At 45.2% G+C, this 19799-nt stretch carries 11 protein-coding genes; 5 read left to right on the forward strand and 6 right to left on the reverse strand.

Translation table 11 applies throughout. The features are described 5' to 3' along the window. Nucleotide 1: 1 nt before the first annotated feature. Both wecB and CJD36_RS13645 read right to left on the reverse strand, forming a co-directional pair. Nucleotides 2–1102 carry a non-hydrolyzing UDP-N-acetylglucosamine 2-epimerase gene (gene wecB, locus CJD36_RS13640; protein WP_105039733.1) on the reverse strand — a complete coding sequence of 367 codons (1101 nt, stop codon included), beginning with the start codon at nt 1100–1102 and terminating at the stop codon, nt 2–4. Between the two features lie 155 nt (nt 1103–1257). Beyond that, nucleotides 1258–3366, reverse strand: a complete 2109-nt coding sequence (locus CJD36_RS13645; RefSeq protein WP_105039734.1) for a bi-domain-containing oxidoreductase — start codon at nt 3364–3366, stop codon at nt 1258–1260. Nucleotides 3367–3714: 348 nt separating this feature from the next. Between CJD36_RS13645 and CJD36_RS13650 the strand changes: the two genes are divergently transcribed. The 3 genes from CJD36_RS13650 to CJD36_RS13660 all read left to right on the forward strand — a co-directional run bounded on the left by CJD36_RS13650 (nt 3715) and on the right by CJD36_RS13660 (nt 8307). Continuing rightward, entirely contained in the window at nt 3715–4101 is a 387-nt protein-coding gene (locus CJD36_RS13650) for a hypothetical protein (protein WP_133162643.1), read from the forward strand. A 437-nt stretch (nt 4102–4538) separates the two neighbouring features. After that, complete coding sequence (locus tag CJD36_RS13655; RefSeq protein ID WP_105039736.1) at nt 4539–5279, forward strand: MlaE family ABC transporter permease; 741 nt, start codon at nt 4539–4541, stop codon at nt 5277–5279. 1180 nt (nt 5280–6459) lie between these two features. After that, a complete protein-coding gene (locus CJD36_RS13660) occupies nt 6460–8307 on the forward strand; it encodes an amidophosphoribosyltransferase (protein WP_105039737.1) in 1848 nt (615 codons plus the stop codon). A gap of 258 nt (nt 8308–8565) precedes the next feature. Here the strand turns inward: CJD36_RS13660 and CJD36_RS13665 are convergent, their stop codons facing one another. Continuing rightward, the gene (locus CJD36_RS13665; protein ID WP_105039738.1) at nt 8566–9630 is read right to left on the reverse strand and encodes a T9SS type A sorting domain-containing protein; all 1065 of its coding nucleotides are present in this window, start codon (nt 9628–9630) and stop codon (nt 8566–8568) included. A 275-nt stretch (nt 9631–9905) separates the two neighbouring features. Between CJD36_RS13665 and metH the strand changes: the two genes are divergently transcribed. Next, nucleotides 9906–12620 carry a methionine synthase gene (metH, locus tag CJD36_RS13670; RefSeq protein ID WP_105039739.1) on the forward strand — a complete coding sequence of 905 codons (2715 nt, stop codon included), beginning with the start codon at nt 9906–9908 and terminating at the stop codon, nt 12618–12620. A 39-nt stretch (nt 12621–12659) separates the two neighbouring features. After that, nucleotides 12660–13352, forward strand: coding sequence for a phosphatase PAP2 family protein (locus CJD36_RS13675; RefSeq protein WP_105039740.1), 693 nt, complete (start codon nt 12660–12662; stop codon nt 13350–13352). A 301-nt stretch (nt 13353–13653) separates the two neighbouring features. On the opposite strand, the gene CJD36_RS13680 is transcribed toward CJD36_RS13675, so the two are convergent. The 3 genes from CJD36_RS13680 to porZ form a co-directional block, all read right to left on the reverse strand. Continuing rightward, nucleotides 13654–16476 (reverse strand): M16 family metallopeptidase, encoded by a 2823-nt coding sequence (locus CJD36_RS13680; RefSeq protein ID WP_105039741.1) that lies wholly within the window; start codon nt 16474–16476, stop codon nt 13654–13656. Nucleotides 16477–16577: 101 nt separating this feature from the next. Beyond that, entirely contained in the window at nt 16578–17309 is a 732-nt protein-coding gene (recO, locus tag CJD36_RS13685; RefSeq protein WP_161499314.1) for a DNA repair protein RecO, read from the reverse strand. Nucleotides 17310–17438: 129 nt separating this feature from the next. Then, nucleotides 17439–19727: a type IX secretion system anionic LPS delivery protein PorZ gene (gene porZ, locus CJD36_RS13690; RefSeq protein ID WP_105039743.1), complete on the reverse strand. Its 2289-nt coding sequence runs from the start codon at nt 19725–19727 to the stop codon at nt 17439–17441. Nucleotides 19728–19799 lie beyond the last annotated feature (72 nt).

Here is a 19799-nt window from a genome sequence, read left to right on the forward strand (position 1 = left end):
CTTATCCTAATTTCCAGATATCCATTATATGTTGTACAATTCTTGGCGATGTTTTACCATCCCACAGCTCAGGGATCCCGCCTTTTTTCCAGTTGCCGCTAAATAGTTTCTCCATTGCTGGTGCCACAGCCTTTGGGTTTGTACCCAATAGCTCATTAGTACCTACAGTGCATGTTTCAGGTCGCTCTGTACTATCTCTTAATGTCATACAAGGCACGCCCATCACGGTTGCTTCTTCGGTGATGCCGCCAGAGTCTGTAATAACTGCTTTCGCGTTCTTCACAAGGTAGTTAAACTCCAGGTAGCCAAGTGGCTCTATTATATGTAGGTTTGGTGCAGAAATGCCCGCTGCCTCCAGCATCTTCGCCGTACGTGGGTGTATAGGGAAGATCAGTGGCATGCCGTTAGATGAATTGACGATCTCGCCTATCAGTTCTTTCAGCTTGTCCTGTGTATCAACGTTGGCAGGTCTGTGCAGCGTCATGATCATGTATCCCTTTTCTGTAAGGTTATACTTGTCCCATGCTTCCGGCTTTATGAACCTCGGCATTTGCTTATAAAGTGTATCTATCATGGTATTACCCACAAAAAATATCCGCTCTTCGGGTATGCCAGCTTTACGCAGGTTATTATTGGCAACGTCCGATGTGGTAAAGAAATAGTCAGTGATCGAGTCCGTTACCATACGGTTGATCTCTTCCGGCATCGTCCAGTCGCCCGAACGGATGCCTGCTTCCACATGCGCTACCTTTATGTTGTTCATCTTCTTGGCTGCTATTGAGCAGGCCATCGTCGATGTTACATCGCCAACAACTATACATAGATCGCAAGGCTTTTCCATCAGCAATGCTTCGTAGCCCATCATTATCCTGCCTGTTTGCTCTGCTTGTGTGCCACTGCCTACTTCCAGGTTGTGGTGTGGTGCCGGTATATTCAGCTGATCAAAGAAATCAGCACTCATTTTTTTATCATAGTGTTGTCCCGTATGCACAAGGCGAAAGTGTATATCTACACCATTCTTTCTTTGCGTTTCAATAGCATCAATTATCGGTGCTATCTTCATAAAGTTCGGCCTTGCCCCCGCTATAACATCTATCAACATAAGTCCAAAAATTAAAACTAAAAACTAAAAAATTAAAACGATAAACCCTCGCATCACCCCCAGTTAGATTGCGTCATTGACGCATTCATTTAGCCATTCCATCACATTTCTTCCACATTCCATCACATTGCCGCATTCCCTCATTGAGCCATTTCTTAAACGTTCACCCACTTCCTCGTCATCAGGCTTTCAATTGCCGCAAAGCTGGCAAGTGTAGTATTGATGGTGTCATCAAAAGGCACCAATGCGCCACCGCCATTCTTGGTCCTTTCTACAAGTAGCTTGAACTGTGCCGCATGTCCCTTATCTATTGTTGTCTTCAGTTTAGAGAAGCCACTAAATCCAAATCCTTCCGTTACCCTGAAATTATCAGTTACTATCGTACGGTCTTGTGCATATACTTCTATACGCTCTTTAGAGTAAGACTTTGAGCCATTAGAGAAGTAGTTGATCACTCCTGTACTTCCGTTTTCATACTCCAGCAGTATCGATGCACTGTCTGTATTGGCCTGCGGATTCAATCCCATAGCATTCATACATACACTCTTTATCTTGCTTCCGGTCAGGAAGGTGATCAGGTCCATGTAGTGACAAGCCTCACCTACTATACGGCCACCACCTACTTTCAGGTCATGCACCCATACGTTAGCAGGTATATGTCCCGCGTTCATTGTGGCTATTACATTCATCTGCACATTGCCCGTCAGTTGCTTTACCTTCTGCATGTGCGGAGAAAAACGCCTGTTAAAACCAACGGTCAGCATTTTATCGCCCTTATATGCTTTTATCACGCTGTCCAGTTCTTCTTTGTTCAGCGCAAGTGGCTTTTCTACAAATACGTGCTTACCCGCTTCCAGTGCTTCTCTCACCATCTTCGCATGCTCATTATGCCTTGTTGTGATCACAACAAGATCAATAGAAGGGTCGTTGATGATGCTCTTATAATCGGTGGTGCTCTTACCTATCTTATGTTTCTTGGCAAGCGTTGTGCCTGTAAGGCCCGATGCACTGGCTATAGAGTAGAGTGGTGCATTGATCTCACTCAGCACAGGCAGCATGGTCATACTGGTAAAATTACCCGCACCTATTATCCCTATTCCTCCTTTACCTGCGCTAAACTGGCCATCGGTGATCGATACAGTTACAGAGTCACTGCTCTTTTCAGGATACTCCAGCAATGAAGCTATTGAATCCTGGCTGCTTATGTTATTATATATCTGTTCAAAATTACTCAGCTGTACACGCTCTGTGATAAGACTGGCTACATCCAGCTTCTTGGTAGATATCGCCTGTAGTATCGCCATGAAATTGCGCTTCTCGGTCCACCTTACAAATGGCAGCGGATAGTCTATGCCCTCTTTCTCATAGCGGTCATCATATCTGCCGGGGCCATAAGAGCAAGATACCTGGAAGGTCAGTTCCTTTTCATAAAAATCTGTTCTGCTTATGTTCAGTCCTATTACACCCACCAGCACTATACGGCCGCGTTTACGGCTCATCTTGGCAGCCTGCGCTATGATCTCATCGGTCTTGGCACTTGCTGTGATGATCACACCATCAGCACCGAGTCCGTCCGTAATGGACTGCACATATTTTACAGGGTCTACGCCTTCGCTCGGATTAATAGCTATTATTCCCTTGGTCTTGGCCATAGCCACTTTCCTCGCATCAAGGTCTATACCCACCACTCTGCAACCATTGGCCACAAGCAGTTCCGCGGTTATCAAGCCTATCAATCCAAGGCCCACTACTACTATAGTTTCTCCCAGCTGTGGTTCTATCAATCTTATACCTTGCAGGCCTATAGAGCCAATTACCGTAAATGCAGCTTCATCATCGCTTACATTATCTGGTATGCTGGCCACAAGATTTTTAGGTATGCATACATATTCCGCATGCGGGCCGTTAGATGCTACTCTGTCGCCTGTTTTAAATTCATTTACACCATCTCCTACAGCTATTACCTTGCCCACATTACAATATCCCAGCGCCAACGGCTGACCTAGTTTATTGAATACCGCATTGATCGTCGGCTTTAGCCCGTCGGTCTTTATCTTCGCAAGTACCTCTTTCACCCTGTCCGGCTGCTGCCTGGCCTTCTGAAACATGTTTGCCTTGCCAAATTCCACAAGCATACGCTCAGTACCCAAAGACACCAGGCTGCGGGTAGTCTGTATCAATACGCATCCCCTTTTCACTGCCGGCGCAGGTACTTCTTCCAATACGGTAGCTCCTGTCTTAAACGATTGTATGATCTGTTTCAATATATTGCTCTTAAAGTACGCTAAATGTTTCTTTTACCTTGATTATCATAGACAAATATTGCCTGCTACACAAGGGGTGTTTTTCGGAGTGCAAAGGTAATTTATTATCACCACCTTTAATAACTAACCCCTATTATACAATTCTTAATAATGACAATTTTTCGTTATTTGGAACGTATCAATATCTCCCTGCCACTAAAATACCTTCTTTATCACAATAAATTGCTCAAGCAGGGGTTTTATACTTATCCTGATTTGAATCCCTCTGTCGTTATGAGACTATTGCTCGCTGTTTTCTTTGCCATAAGTTTTTTATGCCTGGCAACCTGCTTTCTTTGTTTATTAGGTATGATTATTCCCTCCGGTAGCTCTGAAGATGAACTAGCACCCAAAACAAAGTTTGACAGAAAGGTTAGTACCGCTTTCTGGCAGTATTATCATGACCGTTACATGTATGGCAATAGAAATTTATTTATTGAGTCTAGTAGAATTGAGAAAGTAGATACTGTTTACGGTCCATATCTACCCAATGTCTTCAACTCTTTTCAGGCCTGTAGCCTTACCGAATATTCAGCTATGAAGGCTGTTTACGGGTATAATATAATGCTGATAGTGGGCGTTTGGGACAATGGCCGCCTACATGACCAGCAATTTTGCACCTTTATGACCGGCAACTTCGGACAAGTCATTGAGTTGGACTCTTGTAGGGTAGACATTGTACATTCATGGCATTAATACTATACTTTTCCCGCCGTGGGAATCTGTCGCGTCTGTGCAATCTCCTGTCGCGAGAGTTAGCGCAGCGCTCTCGTGACGACATAAATTAACGGGTATCTGACCCGAACTCCCGGCCGGTCCTCTTTGAGATGCGCAGCCATGACACACAACATTTGTCAACAAGTAGAATGACAACCATTTAAAACTGTCAACTTTTTTCAGGACGATACAACATTGGGCATCCTGTCCTTCCTTTAATCCTATAAATCCTGCCTGTCCCAACCGAAGGTCGGGAGTTCAGACCAACAACCATCCGACCGGTCCTCTTTGAGTACGTAATTACTCCCGCCGTGGGAATCTGTGCAATCTTTCTGATCTGTGATTCTGATAATTAAACCACAACATTATCTGCCACAAACGCTGTCAATATCATTTTTACCTAATTTTACCGTAACATGAGAACATTTTTTGAGCACTTTGGTAAGATTTTCCTGATGATCAAGGGCGGTTTTACCAAGCCTGAAAATATGAGGGTTTATTGGCTTGAGTTCATGGAGCAGTGCAACGACATTGGCATCCGCTCCCTACCCATCGTTATTATCATATCCTTATTTATAGGTATGGTTATGACTGTGCAATTCTCTTACCAGTTAGTTAGTCCATTTGTTCCTAAGTCTATTATAGGTACCCTCGTCCGCGATTCAGCCATTCTCGAGTTTTCCCCAACCGTCACCTGTATTGTCCTTGCTGGTGTGGTCGGATCAAAGATTGCTTCCGAATTGGGCAATATGCGCGTCAGTGAGCAGATCGATGCGCTGGAGATCATGGGTATCAATACCAAATCATACCTTATTATACCTAAAATATTGGCGGGAATGATCGTTGTTCCTTGCCTTATTACACTGGCAATTGCTATCAGCATAGCAGGTGGCTACTTGGCCGGCTTGTTCTCCAATATACTTACCAAGCAGCAATTTATGCTGGGGCTTACGAACAACTTTGTACCCTATAACCTATTCTTTGCAATGGTCAAATCCTTCACATTCTCCCTTATTATTACCATTATTCCATCATATTACGGCTACTATGTAGAAGGTGGTGCACTCGAAATTGGCCGCGCTTCAACAACAGCAGTAGTAATTTCCTGTATCCTCATCCTCTGCGCCGACTACGGATTGACAATTTTGCTGCTGTAATCGAAGGGAACTACCTTATATACCCTAAAGAAATATTCAACTTCAATTAACCATCCCCAACTCACTGATCCATCAGCATTTAGCTAAAGATGTTCACATTTTTGTGAATATCTTTATTTTCACAAGACACTTTCTGGTAGTATTTTACACTCTTTGGTAACGACGCCCGATCCGATCCCCTAAACAATAACCAATACCCCAACCACATTGTAGGGGCTGAACATCTTCAGTCCTGCATTAACCCTACCTAAACCCCAAATCGGGCACAATCGGGCATCCACATTTTCTATAAACACTTAACTATGAATAACTTATCAAATCCACCTGCCCGATTATTTTTATTTTTTTATCGGGCATCTCTCCAAAGAGCGCCTGTTGTCGGTCTCTGACCGACGACCATCGGGCCGGTTCTATTTGAGGCACCACAAAGACGTCTTCGCCACCATACTCAGTAAATTAAGCGGGCACGATCGGGCATCCACATTTTCCATAAACAATTAACTATGAATACCTTATCAAATTTCCATACCCGATTATTATTTCATTTTCATCGGGCATTATGCAAAAAATGGTGCTGAGCGAAGTCTCTGACTTCGTTCGGCCGGTAGGGAATCTCCCGATTCCCGAATCTGAATTGCACCATCATCGGGTATCCACCTTTTCCACTCATCCCGACCATCCTGATTCAGGTAAACCAAATCGGGTACAATCGGGCATCCACATTTTACATAAACAATTAACTATGAATAACTTATCAAATCCCCATGCCCGATTATTATTTCATCTTCATCGGGCATCCTCCTTTTCCCGCCATCCTGACCATCTTGATTCAGACAAAAACATAACGAATCTGCGATATCTGTGCAATCATTTTAATCTGTGATTCAGACAAACCACATCGGGCACGATCGGGCATCCACGTTTTCCGTAAACAATTAACTATGAATAACTTATGAAATTTCCATGCCCGATTATTATTTCATTTTCATCGGGCATTCTCCTTGTCCCGTCATCCTGACCATCTTGATTCAGATAAACACATAAGGAATCTGTGAAATCGGAGCAATCATCAAAATCTGTGGTTCAGACAATCCCCCTTCCATTTTTAACACAAATTGAGAACATCATGTGTACAACACAAATTCTTTTTGTTCATTTCACTTAGTACCTTTGCACCCTCATGTCCGACGCAATACAGCACGAATGTGGTTTGGCGTATATCCGCCTGTTAAAACCACTTTCTCATTACCACGTAAAGTACGGCACAGCCGTATATGGTCTGAATAAGTTATACCTGCTTATGGAAAAGCAGCACAACCGCGGCCAGGATGGCGCAGGTATAGCAAGTGTTAAACTAGATGTGGCAGCCGGCCACCAGAATATGCACAGGCTCCGCGTCAGTGGACAGCAGGCTATCGGCAAGATCTTCCAGAATATTAATGAAGAGGTTGGCGAACTCGAAAAGATGTACCCAAACATCCTCCAGCACCCGGGTTTCCTGAAGGGATACATGAGGTTTGCGGGAGAAATACTACTTGGCCATCTCCGCTACGGTACGCAGGGTAAGAATAATATCGAGTTCTGCCATCCGTTCATTAAACCACATATCAATCCTACCCGTAACCTGGCTATGGCGGGCAACTTCAATCTGGTTAATACAGATGAGTTATTCAATATGCTCGATAGCCATCCTACCGGTACCATGCGCGAAAGCGATCTCGGAGCCATGATCGAGACCATACACTATTATCTATGTATGGCCGATGATACCAATCCTGAATCATTGAATATTGAAGGCGTACTGAAACAAGCTACAACCCATTTCGATGGCGGTTATGTGTTCAGCGGGCTGATAGGTAATGGTGATAGTTTTGTAATGCGTGACCCTAACGGTATTCGCCCTTGCTATTATTATGTAAGTGATGAGGTAGTAGTAGCGGCATCAGAACGTGCAGCAATTATGACCGCATTTAATGTTACAAAAGAGCAGGTTATAAAGCTGGCTCCTGGTCATGCCATTATCATTTCTGCAGATGGTACTTTCAAAGATGTAGAGATATTGGCACCACGCCAGCTTACTGCATGCAGCTTCGAGCGTATCTATTTCAGCCGTGGTAGTGATCCTGAGATCTACCGCGAACGTATGCAACTGGGCCGCAACCTGGCCGACACAGTTCTGAAATCACTCGATTACCATCTGAAACATACCATTGTTTCTTTTATACCAAATACGGCCGAAACCGCTTTCTATGGCCTTATCAAAGGGCTGGAAGATTACCTGAAGGACATTACCCTCCAAAGGATCTATGCCCGCAAGGATAACATTACTGAAGATGAAATGCGCGAACTGGTTTACCGCCGGGTACGCATAGAAAAAATAGCCATTAAAGATGCCAAGTTGCGCACCTTCATTACAGAAGATGCTTCGCGCAATGAGATGGTGCAGCACGTTTACGACATTACCTATGGTACCGTAGAGCGTGGTGTGGACACCCTGGTAATTATAGATGATTCTATAGTAAGAGGAACTACGCTGAAAGAAAGTATCATCAAGATGCTCGATCGTCTTGGCCCTAAGCGCATCATAGTAGTATCATCTGCCCCGCAGATCCGCTACCCCGATTGCTACGGTATAGACATGAGCCGCATGGGTGACTTTATTGCCTTTCAGGCTGCAGTTGGCCTGTTGGCCGATACCGGTAGGGAACATATTCTCACAGATGCTTACAATCGTTGTAAGGAAGCAGAAGCAAATGGCGGCCTTAAAGAGGAGAACTTTGTAAAAGCAGTCTACGAGCCATTTACAGCCGAAGAGATCAGCAACAAAATAGCCCGAATGCTCAAGCATAAGGATGTAAACACAGAAGTAGATGTTATCTATCAATCAATAGAAGGCCTCTACAATGCATGCCCTAATGACCGCGGCGACTGGTACTTCACCGGCAACTACCCAACCAAGGGCGGCAACCGTGTAGCCAACAAAGCATTCATGAACTACATGGAACAAAAAGAAGGCAGAGGGTATTAATCCATGGCCTTCTTTCAAGATGCAAAGCCTTGACAGGGCTGGTTATGTTAGCCCGGGGTGTTAACCCCGGGTATAATGAAGCCTAGACTACAAGCCCTGAAAGGGCGGCATAAATAGCGAGGGGTTTCAACCCCTCGACCACGAACAAGTCAAGACACTAGCCCTGAAAGGGCGACATAAATTTCGGAACAGCACAAAAAATTACCCGGAGTTCAATCCCGGGTAATTACCTAAAATTCTCTTTTACTATGAAACCTCCTATCTCACTATCTGCACATAAGTCACATCATTACCCGACACCACCTGCGCCACATAAGTGCCCTTCGCCAGTGCCTGCAAATTCAGCACATTCTGGTTGTCTACTTCCAGCACCAGCTTAGACTGCATATCATATACCGCTACATGGTACTGCTTCCAGTCTACAGGTAGTTTCAATGTGGCCACACCATTAACAGCCGGGTTAGGGTAGGCTTCCACATTATAGCTCGCTCTGTTGGTAGTGGACACGCCGACATGAAGGTCGCGCGCCATGTCCCTGTATCTTATGGTGGTGATAGTTTCGGTACTGCCGGTAAGGTTGGTCGTCACCCACAATATCGGGTAATGCTCGCCGTTGGCCAGCCACCTGTACTCCACGGTATTCCTTGGGAAACCCAGAGGGAACCCGCTTATGGTCACAGAGTCTATCTCATGTATTTCAGATCTTACCCTCAGGCAGTTTACCGGAGTGGTAAAGAAAGGAGTTACTATCGTGCCCCAGCCATCTACCCTTGTCTTTCTGTAGCCTTTTTGCTTCAAGGTGGCTGTGCCGGTAAGACCAATGGTAAGAGCAAAGTTCGAACTGTCGTTGTTCAGGTAGTTGAGCGGGAAGTAGTACCAATCGTCATCAGTTGTATAGTTGAATGGCGTAGGTATGCCTGCAATTTTGGCCGCGAAGGCAGTGGCGGAAAAGCGGCTTGGGCTGGTCTTTTTCTCAAAAAAGGTATACAGCTGATTGATGCTCACCGGCAGAAATGTACCACCGGGAAATGTATCTGACACCTTGTAACCATACGCACTTAGCGATATAAGTGCATAGGTGAAGCTCACACTCAGAGCTGTTTTATAAGTATCAACTGCTTGTGTTCTTGGTACTAATGCACTGTAGTCCCAAACCATATTGGTGCCACTATCGCCCAGGTTTATGGTACTGCCTATTGGAGATGCGGTACTATATCTGAGCGTATCTCCAGAAATAGGCATATCACTGGCTGTAACCGTTATCTGTGCGTACGATGCGCTGGTTATCAACAGGGTAAACAGTAGTAAAAATACTTTGTTCATATAATCGTGGTTTTCTCAAATATACTCTTTTGTGATTATGATTCATATTCTGACCCATATATTGTTGGCATCACAGCGCAGATTCACCCGGCTCGAATTTGCTGTTATGATGCCGAAGGTATCAGATGTTTGTAGTGAGACAAATGACAGATCCTGAAACGATGCCGAAGGTATCGAATGTCTGTATAAGCGAATATCTCCTGTGATGAGGCCCATTAACGGCCGCCATTGCACTACGATTATATGTATCTTTGCGCACCTTTCTAAATAATATAATGTCTGTAATAAAACCTTTTTTAAGACTGAGTGGACTGGAACCACTTGTTGTACGCCCTGAGATGAATTTTGTCAATGTGGGAGAGCGCACCAATGTAACTGGTTCCAAGAAGTTTGCCCGTCTTATCCGCGAAAACAAATACGAAGAAGCACTGTCAGTGGCCCGCCAACAGGTAGAAAGCGGCGCACAGATACTGGATGTGAACATGGATGATGCCCTGCTTGATGGGGTTATGGCAATGACCACATTCATCAATCTGCTACAGGCCGAACCCGATATCGCCAAGATACCGGTCATGCTCGACTCCTCTAAATTTGCCATTATTGAGGCAGGTCTCAAATGCATACAGGGTAAGTGTATAGTCAACTCCATCTCCCTTAAAGAGGGCGAAGAAAAGTTCATTGAGCAGGCCAATATTTGCCATAGCTATGGTGCGGCGGTAATTGTTATGGCCTTTGATGAAACAGGCCAGGCCGATACATTGCAGAAGAAGGTAGATATATCGCAGAGGGCATATGATATCCTTACTCAGCAGGTGGGTTTTGATCCCCAGGATATCATTTTTGACCCCAACATATTTGCTATAGCAACGGGAATAGAAGAACATAATAATTACGGGGTAGATTTTATTGAGGCTACTCGCATTATCAAGCAGCGCATGCCGCTTACCAAGGTTAGCGGCGGTGTAAGTAATATATCCTTCTCCTTTAGGGGTAATGAAACTATGCGCGAGGCTATGCACAGCGTATTCCTGTATCATGCTATTAAAGCAGGTATGGATATGGGTATTGTAAATGCCGGGCAGCTGGTGGTATATGATGAGATAGAACCAAAGCTGAGGGAGCTTTGCGAGGATGTGATACTCAACCGCCACCCAGATGCTACTGAGCGCCTGGTGGCATTTGCAGAAACAGTAAAGGCAAAAGATAAAGAAGAAAAGGTAGACGATGTGTGGCGCGGCACAGCAGTTGAAGAACGGCTGAAACATGCGCTGGTAAATGGCATCACCGACTTTATAGATGCCGATACAGAAGAAGCCCGTATAAAGTATCCAAAGCCACTCGATGTGATAGAAGGACCTTTGATGGATGGTATGAATGTAGTGGGCGACCTGTTTGGTAGCGGAAAGATGTTTTTGCCACAGGTGGTAAAGAGTGCCAGGGTAATGAAGAAGAGCGTAGCATACCTCTTCCCTTTTATTGAAGCGGAAAAAGAAGAACGCAGGCTGGCACACATTGCCGCCGGAACTATTAATGAAGAGAATGCAGGCGCCGCCAAAATACTCATGGCAACCGTAAAGGGCGATGTACATGATATTGGTAAGAACATAGTAGGTGTGGTGTTGGGTTGTAATGGTTATGACATTATAGACCTTGGTGTCATGGTGCCTGCTGATAAAATATTAGATACAGCTGAAAGAGAAAAGGTAGATATCATTGGTTTGAGTGGCCTGATCACTCCATCGCTCGATGAGATGGTGCACGTGGCGCGCGAGATGAAACGCCGTGGTATGAAGCAGCCGCTAATGATAGGTGGCGCTACAACCAGCCGTATGCATACTGCGGTAAAGATCGCTCCGCAATACGATAATGGTGTAGTGTATGTGCTCGATGCCAGTCGTAGTGTTACGGTAGCAGGTAATCTGTTGAATAAAGAGCAAAAGGAGCCTTTCTTAGGTAATATAAATACCGAGTACGATAAGCTGCGCGACGACTTTAATAATAAGCGCACAGCTAAGCAGTACATAACACTGGCTGAAGCGCAGGCCAATCCTGTAGCCATTGAATGGAACGGTTATACGCCACCAAAGCCGCAGCAGATGGGTGTGCAGGTATATCCTGATTATGATCTTTCTGAGATAAGGCAGTATATAGATTGGGGGCCATTCTTTATTGCCTGGGAAATGAAGGGTAAGTTCCCCGACATTTTGAGCGATGCGACGTTCGGAGTAGAAGCAACAAAGCTCTACAATGAAGCCAACCTGATGCTCGACAAGATCATCAGTGAAAAGTGGCTCACGGCAAAGGGCGTTACAGGCTTCTGGCAAGCAGATAAGGTTGCGCCGGATACCATAATAATAAGAAATGAAGAAGGCGGTGAACTGGCTACTTTAGAGATGCTGCGCCAACAGATAAAGAAAGCTGCTGGGCAGCCAAGTATGTCGTTAGCAGATTTTGTAAAGCCTGTAGCCGTAAACGCGGGCGTTGATGATTATATGGGTGCCTTTGCGGTAAGCATACACGGCATAGAGCCACACCTCAAGGCTTTTGCAGATGATCATGACGATTTCCATAAGATACTTTTACAGGCCCTAGCAGACAGACTTGCAGAAGCATTTGCAGAGGTGTTGCACAAGAAGGTAAGAACAGCAACATGGGGCTATGCAAAAGACGAGCAGATAGCGCTAGCCGAACTGGTGCATGAAGAATATCAGGGCATAAGGCCTGCCCCCGGCTATCCTGCCTGCCCCGACCATACAGAAAAACTGAAGTTGTTTGAACTCCTCAATGCAACTGGCAATGCAGGCATAGAACTTACAGAGTCATTGGCCATGTACCCTGCTGCCTCAGTTTGTGGCTGGTACTTTAGCCACCCGCAGAGTGTGTATTTTGGTATCAATAAGATCACCCAAGACCAGTTAGAGAACTACACCCACCGCAAGGGCATGAGCATAGAAGAAGTAAGTAAGTGGTTGTCGCCGATTTTGGAGTAAGAGTCGTAATTAATAAGAAGTAAGCCAAAAGAGATAAAGATGTTACAGGAAAACCAGGTAAAAGAAAATATTGCGACAGATCCGATAGTTGACAACCAGCAACCCAAGGCATTAAGGGTGGTGGCGAGTATAGTATCGTATATATGTCACCCGGTATTTATGCCATTGATCATGGCGTTTACATTGAGTTTGTTGTCGCCGGTGAGCTTTGCAGGGATCACACCTAAACAGCAGGGAATACTCTTGTTGAATGTGCTGATATCAGCAGTTATATTTCCCTTGTTCAGTATAGCATTGATGAAGCCGCTGGGCTTTATCAATAGCTTTCATATGCGCACAGCAAAGGAAAGAACCATACCGCTTATGGTGACCATGATCTTTTATTTCTGGCTCAGCCATGTATTCAATAGCATGACTGCCGTTCCTGTGCCGCTCATTCTTAAAGTACTGATGCTGGGTAATTTCTGGGGTGTTATTGTATTGTTTGTTGTCAATATTTTTACCAAGATAAGTATGCACACAGCTGCTGCGGGTGGTATGCTCGGCATCATCATAGTATTGATGATAAGTAGCCCTGTAAATATGGTAATACCTTTCTTTGTAGCCATGGCTATAGCAGGCTTCATTGGTACTGCACGTCTTATACTGGGTGCTCACCAACGTGGTGATGTATGGTTAGGTTACCTGGTGGGTATAGCTGTGCAGATAGCTGCCTACTATTATATGAAATAGACTCACTATAGGTCTTAATATTATAGAGTCGGCTAACCTGCAGATAAAAATGCGGATTGTGGGAATGGGAGAGTGCGATAATGGCTTAATGAGTGCCAATAAATCCAAAACGAATACGCCCCGACGCGAGACTGCTTCGTGCCTCGCAGTGACTGCATAGTGAGTCTGAGAGAGCTGCGCCGTGATAAGCAGTTGGTCAGACTGAAAGCAGGCAACAATAAACAACAGTGTTTGTGGTCACTGAACATAAAAGCCGCCCTGTATATACAGAGCGGCTTTGGTATCAGTGTTTGTTGGTCAACTATGATTCAGGATAAAGAATAGCAGTGAACTCATTATTGTTGGTGAACAGCTTCTTTGCTGCGTCCTGTACATCTGCAGGAGTTAGCTTGTTCAGGTAAGTTTCATAGTTCAGTATCCTGTCCTTATCTCTTCCCCAGAACATAGAACCTGTCATCTTTTCAGTCCAGTACTTATTCTCCTTGATCTCGGTCTTATACTTTTCTATCCACTGACTCTTTACTTTGTCCAGGTCTTTAGCATCAGGGCCTTTATCTTTCAGGTTCTGGATCTCTTCCTTAGCTGCGGCAAGTAGCTTGTCTACATTCTCTGGTCCGCAAGGCAGTGCCAGCTGTATAGTGTAACGCTCATATGGTTCCTTAGCCATATTGCCGTTAAAACCACCACCATAGATAGCGCCCATCTTTTCACGCATCTCTTCTATCACCTTTATGTTCAGTATCTCTGCAACAGCTCTTGTTCTTAAAGACATGTCTTCGCTATATGGTATTTCGCCAGAGTATAGGGTAAGGATAAGGCTCTTCTTTTCCTTGCCTTTATGTACGGTCATCTGGTTTGTTCCCTTTACTGCACGAACGCCATTATCTTTATAGGATACCGCTTTGTTCTTGGCAGGTATGCTACCCAGGTAGGTTTCCAGCATTGGTATAGCAGTTTCGGCCTTTACATTACCCACCAGGAAGAAGTGATAACCATCTGCGCTGCCAAACTCATCGCTGTAGATCTGTATGGTCCTCTCCAGGTTTATCTTATCAAAGTCTTCCTTCTTAGGGAATGCGGTACGTGCCAGTGGATTGTTGTTGAACAATACCTTCAGCATAGTGTCTGCAAACGCTGCCTGCGGGTTACCTGTCACGAACTGTAGCATTGCAGCAGACTTATCTTTGAATGCTTTGAACAAGGCTTCATCCTTGCGTGGCTGCATGATCTGCAGGTACAACAACTGCAGCATTGGCTCGAAGTCCTTTACGGTGCTGCTGCACTTGATATCATCACTGATCTCGCCGATGGTCATAGATGCTTCTATCTTCTTGCCTGCCAGTATCTTTTCTATCTCGGTAGGATCATAAGCGCCGTAGCCCATGTTGTCCATGATCTCGGTAGCAAACTTTACGTTATTCTTATCTTCTACACCGTAGTTGTTAGAACCGCCTTTTTTGATACCTGTCATCAATATCTCATCGCTCTTAAAGTCAGTAGGCTTAATGGTTACCTGTATGCCATTGCTTAGTGTATAAGTAGTGGCACCAAATCCTTCTTCCATCTGCTGGCTTACTACCTTGCCTGCTACTGGCTTAGTTGTCATCAACGACGCAGCTACTTTCTTCTCTTCGTCTTTCTTCACTACCTGCTTGAAGCCCTTGGTGGTCATTGCCAGCAATTCCTTATCAGATGGAAATTTCAGCTCCGCCTTATCCGGACCGGTGATGAGTGTAAATGTGTTAGGGCTGGCTGTCCACTTCTTTATCGCCGCGTTAACTTCGGCAGTGGTGATGCCCGCAAGCATTGTTTTATGGTAGTTATATTCATTAGCGATACCCGGGTAAGCTTCACCGTTCAGGAATGCACGGATGTATTCTTCTACATAAGCTTTGCTGTCGGTAGTGGTTCTTTCGTTATAAGATTTTTCCAGACCGCTGAGTATGTTTTTGCGGGCTACTTCCAGCTCATTGCTGTTGAAGCCAAATTGCTTGATCTTCAGCAATACTGCGGTAGCCGCATTAAGCGCGGTAGACACATTGTCTCCGCTGATGCCTGTAGAAACTATAAAGCACTCATAGCCATGTATCAGGTTATCTGTACCGGCATAACCATAAGGGAATGGAGGTTCGGCACTTTGTGTCAGTTCAGACATACGTCGGTTGATCATCTGAATAGCAAGGTTGCGTACCAGGCTGCTACGGTAGTCGCCAAGGGTCTTATCTTCCGCCTTCTTGGTGTAAGGGAACATGATGGTCAGCTCCGCATTAGTAGCTTCTTTGTCGGTAACTACCATAGCTTCCGGCACCTTGCGGGCTACTACATCTACATATTTGCGTGCGCGCTCGTTTGCAGGGTTCTTAAAGCTGCCAAAGTGCTTTACTATCATTGCCTTGGCAGTAGCCACATCTATGTCGCCCACTACTATTACTGCCTGCAGGTCAGGGCGGTACCAATCGCGATAGAAGCTGCGGATGGTCTCATACTTAAATGTCTTCAGGATATCATCCTTACCAATTGGCAGACGCTGTGCGTATAAAGAACCTGATGCCAGCTTAGGGAAATACTTCTTCAGCATACGGTCATCAGCACCTTTACCCAGGCGGCTTTCTTCCAATACTACACCGCGCTCTTCGTCAATGTCCTTGTCTGTCAACAGTGCATTGTGTGACCAGTCTTCAATGATCTGGAAACCTTTCTCAAGGTTGCCTGGCTTGTCGGTAGGAATAGGTAATATATAAACTGTCTGGTCGAAGCCTGTATACGCGTTAAGATCGGCACCAAACTCTACGCCAATAGATTGCAGATAGCTTACCAGTTCATTCTTCTGGAAGTTCTTTGTGCCATTGAAGTTCATGTGCTCCATGAAGTGCGCAAGACCCAGTTGCTGCTCATTCTCCAGGATAGCACCTGCTTTTACCGCCAGGCGCAGTTCCACTTTATTGGCAGGTTTGTGATTATTGCGGATGTAAAAGGTCAACCCGTTATCCAATTTGCCCGTTACAACATCGGGGTCTTTGGGTAATGGTGCTTTCATATCCTGGGCGTAAGAAATGCCCGGTAATGCTGCCGCAATGGCAATACATACTGCGGTACTCCGCAGATAGTAACTAATGTGTTTCATATAGTGCGTTAATATTCGGCTAAAGTATTATGTTTTTAAATTATTGCATAATTATAAGGGGCTAATGGGGATATTTTAACATTCGCCGAAGTAAAACTTCCTTAATGTAAAATTGCCTGTAATACCTGTAATGACCGTATGTTCCCCATGTGCTGGCTGTGGCGTTGCAGGAAAGCTATATACCATTCTGTGAGGCGCATACGGGTAGCTGCGCCCATTTCGGTATGTTCGAGCGTTTCATAGCTATTGGTTTCCATTAGTCTGCTGAGCATGCGGCAGTCGTCATCGGTCATAAATGGGGCGAGAGCGGGGGAGTTATGTGTGTAGCCGCCTTCCTGCAGGTTGAGGTGCGGTGTTTCTTCAGAATAACTACCCTTGAGGTCGAAGCCCAGTTCACGGCTGCAATTGATCATAAAGAACAAGGGGAAGTTGGCCACTTGTCTTTGTGGTGTCTTGTCGAGAATGGAAAAGTAGTCAAAGGCGAAATCGAACAGGTCGGGTAGTGGGGCGGAGTCCGGAAGCAAGCGAAGTAATACCTCTACGGAGAATAGTGCTACGCTGTTTTTGATGACATCCTGCAATATAGATTGGTAGATAACAGCCGGTTGATACTCTCGCATGCGCTGCATATTCTTCATTGGCTGGTGATAGACGACCATATCCAGTAGCATGCCGGGTTGCAATAGTCCGGACCTGTTGCGCGATGCCTTAACGCTGCGCACACCCTGAACCATGAAGGGCTGCACACCATATAGTGATGTGAATATGGTGGTGATGAGGCTTGTGTCACCATATTTTACGGAGCGGAGTACTATGCCCTGGGTATTGTGCATTTGGTGGTGAAGGTACGAAAATGGCGGCGTGTATATACGGGCGTTACAAACGCCCATCTATAGCACCCGCGATACAATCGCGGACGAGTATGCTAGAGTGTTTTATGTAGGTATATTGGTTATCTCAGGTTAGTTCATGAAGATCATTTTGCCGGCGTATGTTTGTGATCCATCGGCATTGGTGGCGAAGATGAGGTATACACCTGATTGCGGTCTGTGGCCCTTGTAATCCATGCCATTCCAAACGGCCTGTCCACCCAATGCCACAGTGCGATAAACTAATTGACCGTTGATATCGGTGATTCGTACGTCGGCATTTTCGGTGAGCCCTTTTATGGCAATAGTGCCCTTGAAGCCGCTAGGAACAGGGTTGGGGTAGGTGATCACATTACTGTTAGACTCGCTGCCTTCGGTAGCGGTACTACGGTAGCACATAAGTCCTGCGTCGGTACCAATGTATACGTCTCCTGTTACTTTGTCGACAGTGATTTTACGGATCTTATTAGATGGCAGCGGACTGTTATCTACTGTAAAGCGATAAATGATGCTGCTGTTGCCTGCATCAGGAGAGAGTAACCACACACCATTGGTAGTGCCGATCCATTTGCGGTTAGCGCCATCAACAGCTATGGTCTGTATACTTTCTCCGGCAAACAGGTAGCCTGCATATTTGTCGTACTGAACAATTGGTATTTCTGCATCGGCCCGTTGTGTGATGGCACTGGATGCATTGTAAAGGATACCTATGCCATTTGCAGTGCCTATCCAAAGATTGTCATTCTTGTCTATAGCTATGCAGGAAACACCATTGTCGGGCAGATTGCCGGCATTGGTGCCGGTTGTTAGGTGATATATGGCATCATCGCTGGCATCGCTCAGCGTGTTCTTTGTGTCGTACCCCATAACTCCGCCCTTGTTCATACACACATACCATACATGGCCTGCATTATCAAATGTTAAAGGGCCTCCGGAATGGGCATAAAGGCGGGGCACGCTCACGTTAAAATTGTACCAGTTATTGGTTGCCTTTTCACGTACATACAGTTCATCGAAAGAGCCGTACATGGTTACCCACAAGTTGTCGTTCTGGTCAATACCCGTACCTACTACCTGGTAGAAATTGCTACCACCATTAGGTCCACTGATCTGCAGTGGTGAGCCTTCTTTGTAAATGTGAAATGAGTCATTACTCTTCAGCTCGAAAAGGCCGTCGGTAAAGGAGCCTGCGTATAACGTGCCATCTTTCTGGTCCTTCGTGATGGTGACAAAGTCATACATTTTATAACTGATCGGTGAGCTATTATCGCGGTTGAATAACTTCCATTTACCATTGTTGAGATTAGAGAATCCACTGCCACTGGAATTCCATTTAAAGCCATCATCGTAGCCACCGTGTGCTATCCACAGGTCCTTATTGTGGGCGTAGAGATCATAGCTGTAAGGGTCAGTGGGGCCGTCGGGGTGAGCAAAGTACTGAATATCATCTTTAAACCTCCTGGCGAGGCCGTGAAACATATTGCCTATCCAAATGGTGCTATCCATAAGCTGCACTACCTGTGCTACACTATCCTGCGTATGAACAGAGTCTATGATGTTGTAGTTAAGGTCCATTACCCTAAGGTCGCCATAGCGGCCAATAAACAGCTTATTGTACCCCGGGTCTATGTTGGAGATGTGCTGTGGGCTTGTAAAAACCGCATGAGCAGTATCATTCATGAGGACATAAACTGTGTTGGCCGTCATCATGAACAGCTTATCGTTTACCGTGGTGATAGAGGTGAAGTTATGTACGCTATCTACCTTCTGCCATGCCTGAAAGTCCTGAAGCCTTGGGCTGTTCTTTGGCGCTCTGAATAAGCCGGACTGGGTAGCTGCATAGAAATAAGTGCCCAGGCCTGTAAAACCTTTAATAGGAATCAATTGATTGTTGGCAAAGAACTGGTAGGTCTCTTCGAAGTTCTGATCTTCCATATTGATGACCACAATACCAAGCGATGTGCTGAGGTATGCCCTGCCATTTTCTGTATAGATGCGATAGACAGTCTTAGCACCGGCTACCGTCTTTAACTTGAAGTCGGGGATGTTGTAAAAAGTGTTGTTCTTAAACAGATCGATATTACCGTTGCTGTATACAAGGATAACAGTGCCTGATACATTGTCGTACGCCACACATTGCATACCTATGTCTGACATGCCGCTTACTTTGCTGTAAGCCACCTTTTCATCTGTCAGTGTATTTTCTGTAAAAAAAGCCTGTTGGCAGATGGTGAAAATGTTGGTGCCGTCGGTAGCCAGGCCCATACAGGTATTGTACGGAAGTAGTGAGCTCCAGTAACCGATAGGTTTATCCTGAGCAGTAGCTATAACTGAGCAAAGTAGAAATGCAAAAAGTATGTATGTATGTTTCCTGAAATTCATAGAACAATTGAAGATCCAAATTTATTACAAATAACGGATAGGTGGCGTTAATATTGCCTCTTGTGTGATGGT

Source organism: Flavipsychrobacter stenotrophus (genome assembly GCF_002954265.1).
GTDB classification, from domain to species: Bacteria; Bacteroidota; Bacteroidia; order Chitinophagales; family Chitinophagaceae; genus Flavipsychrobacter; species Flavipsychrobacter stenotrophus.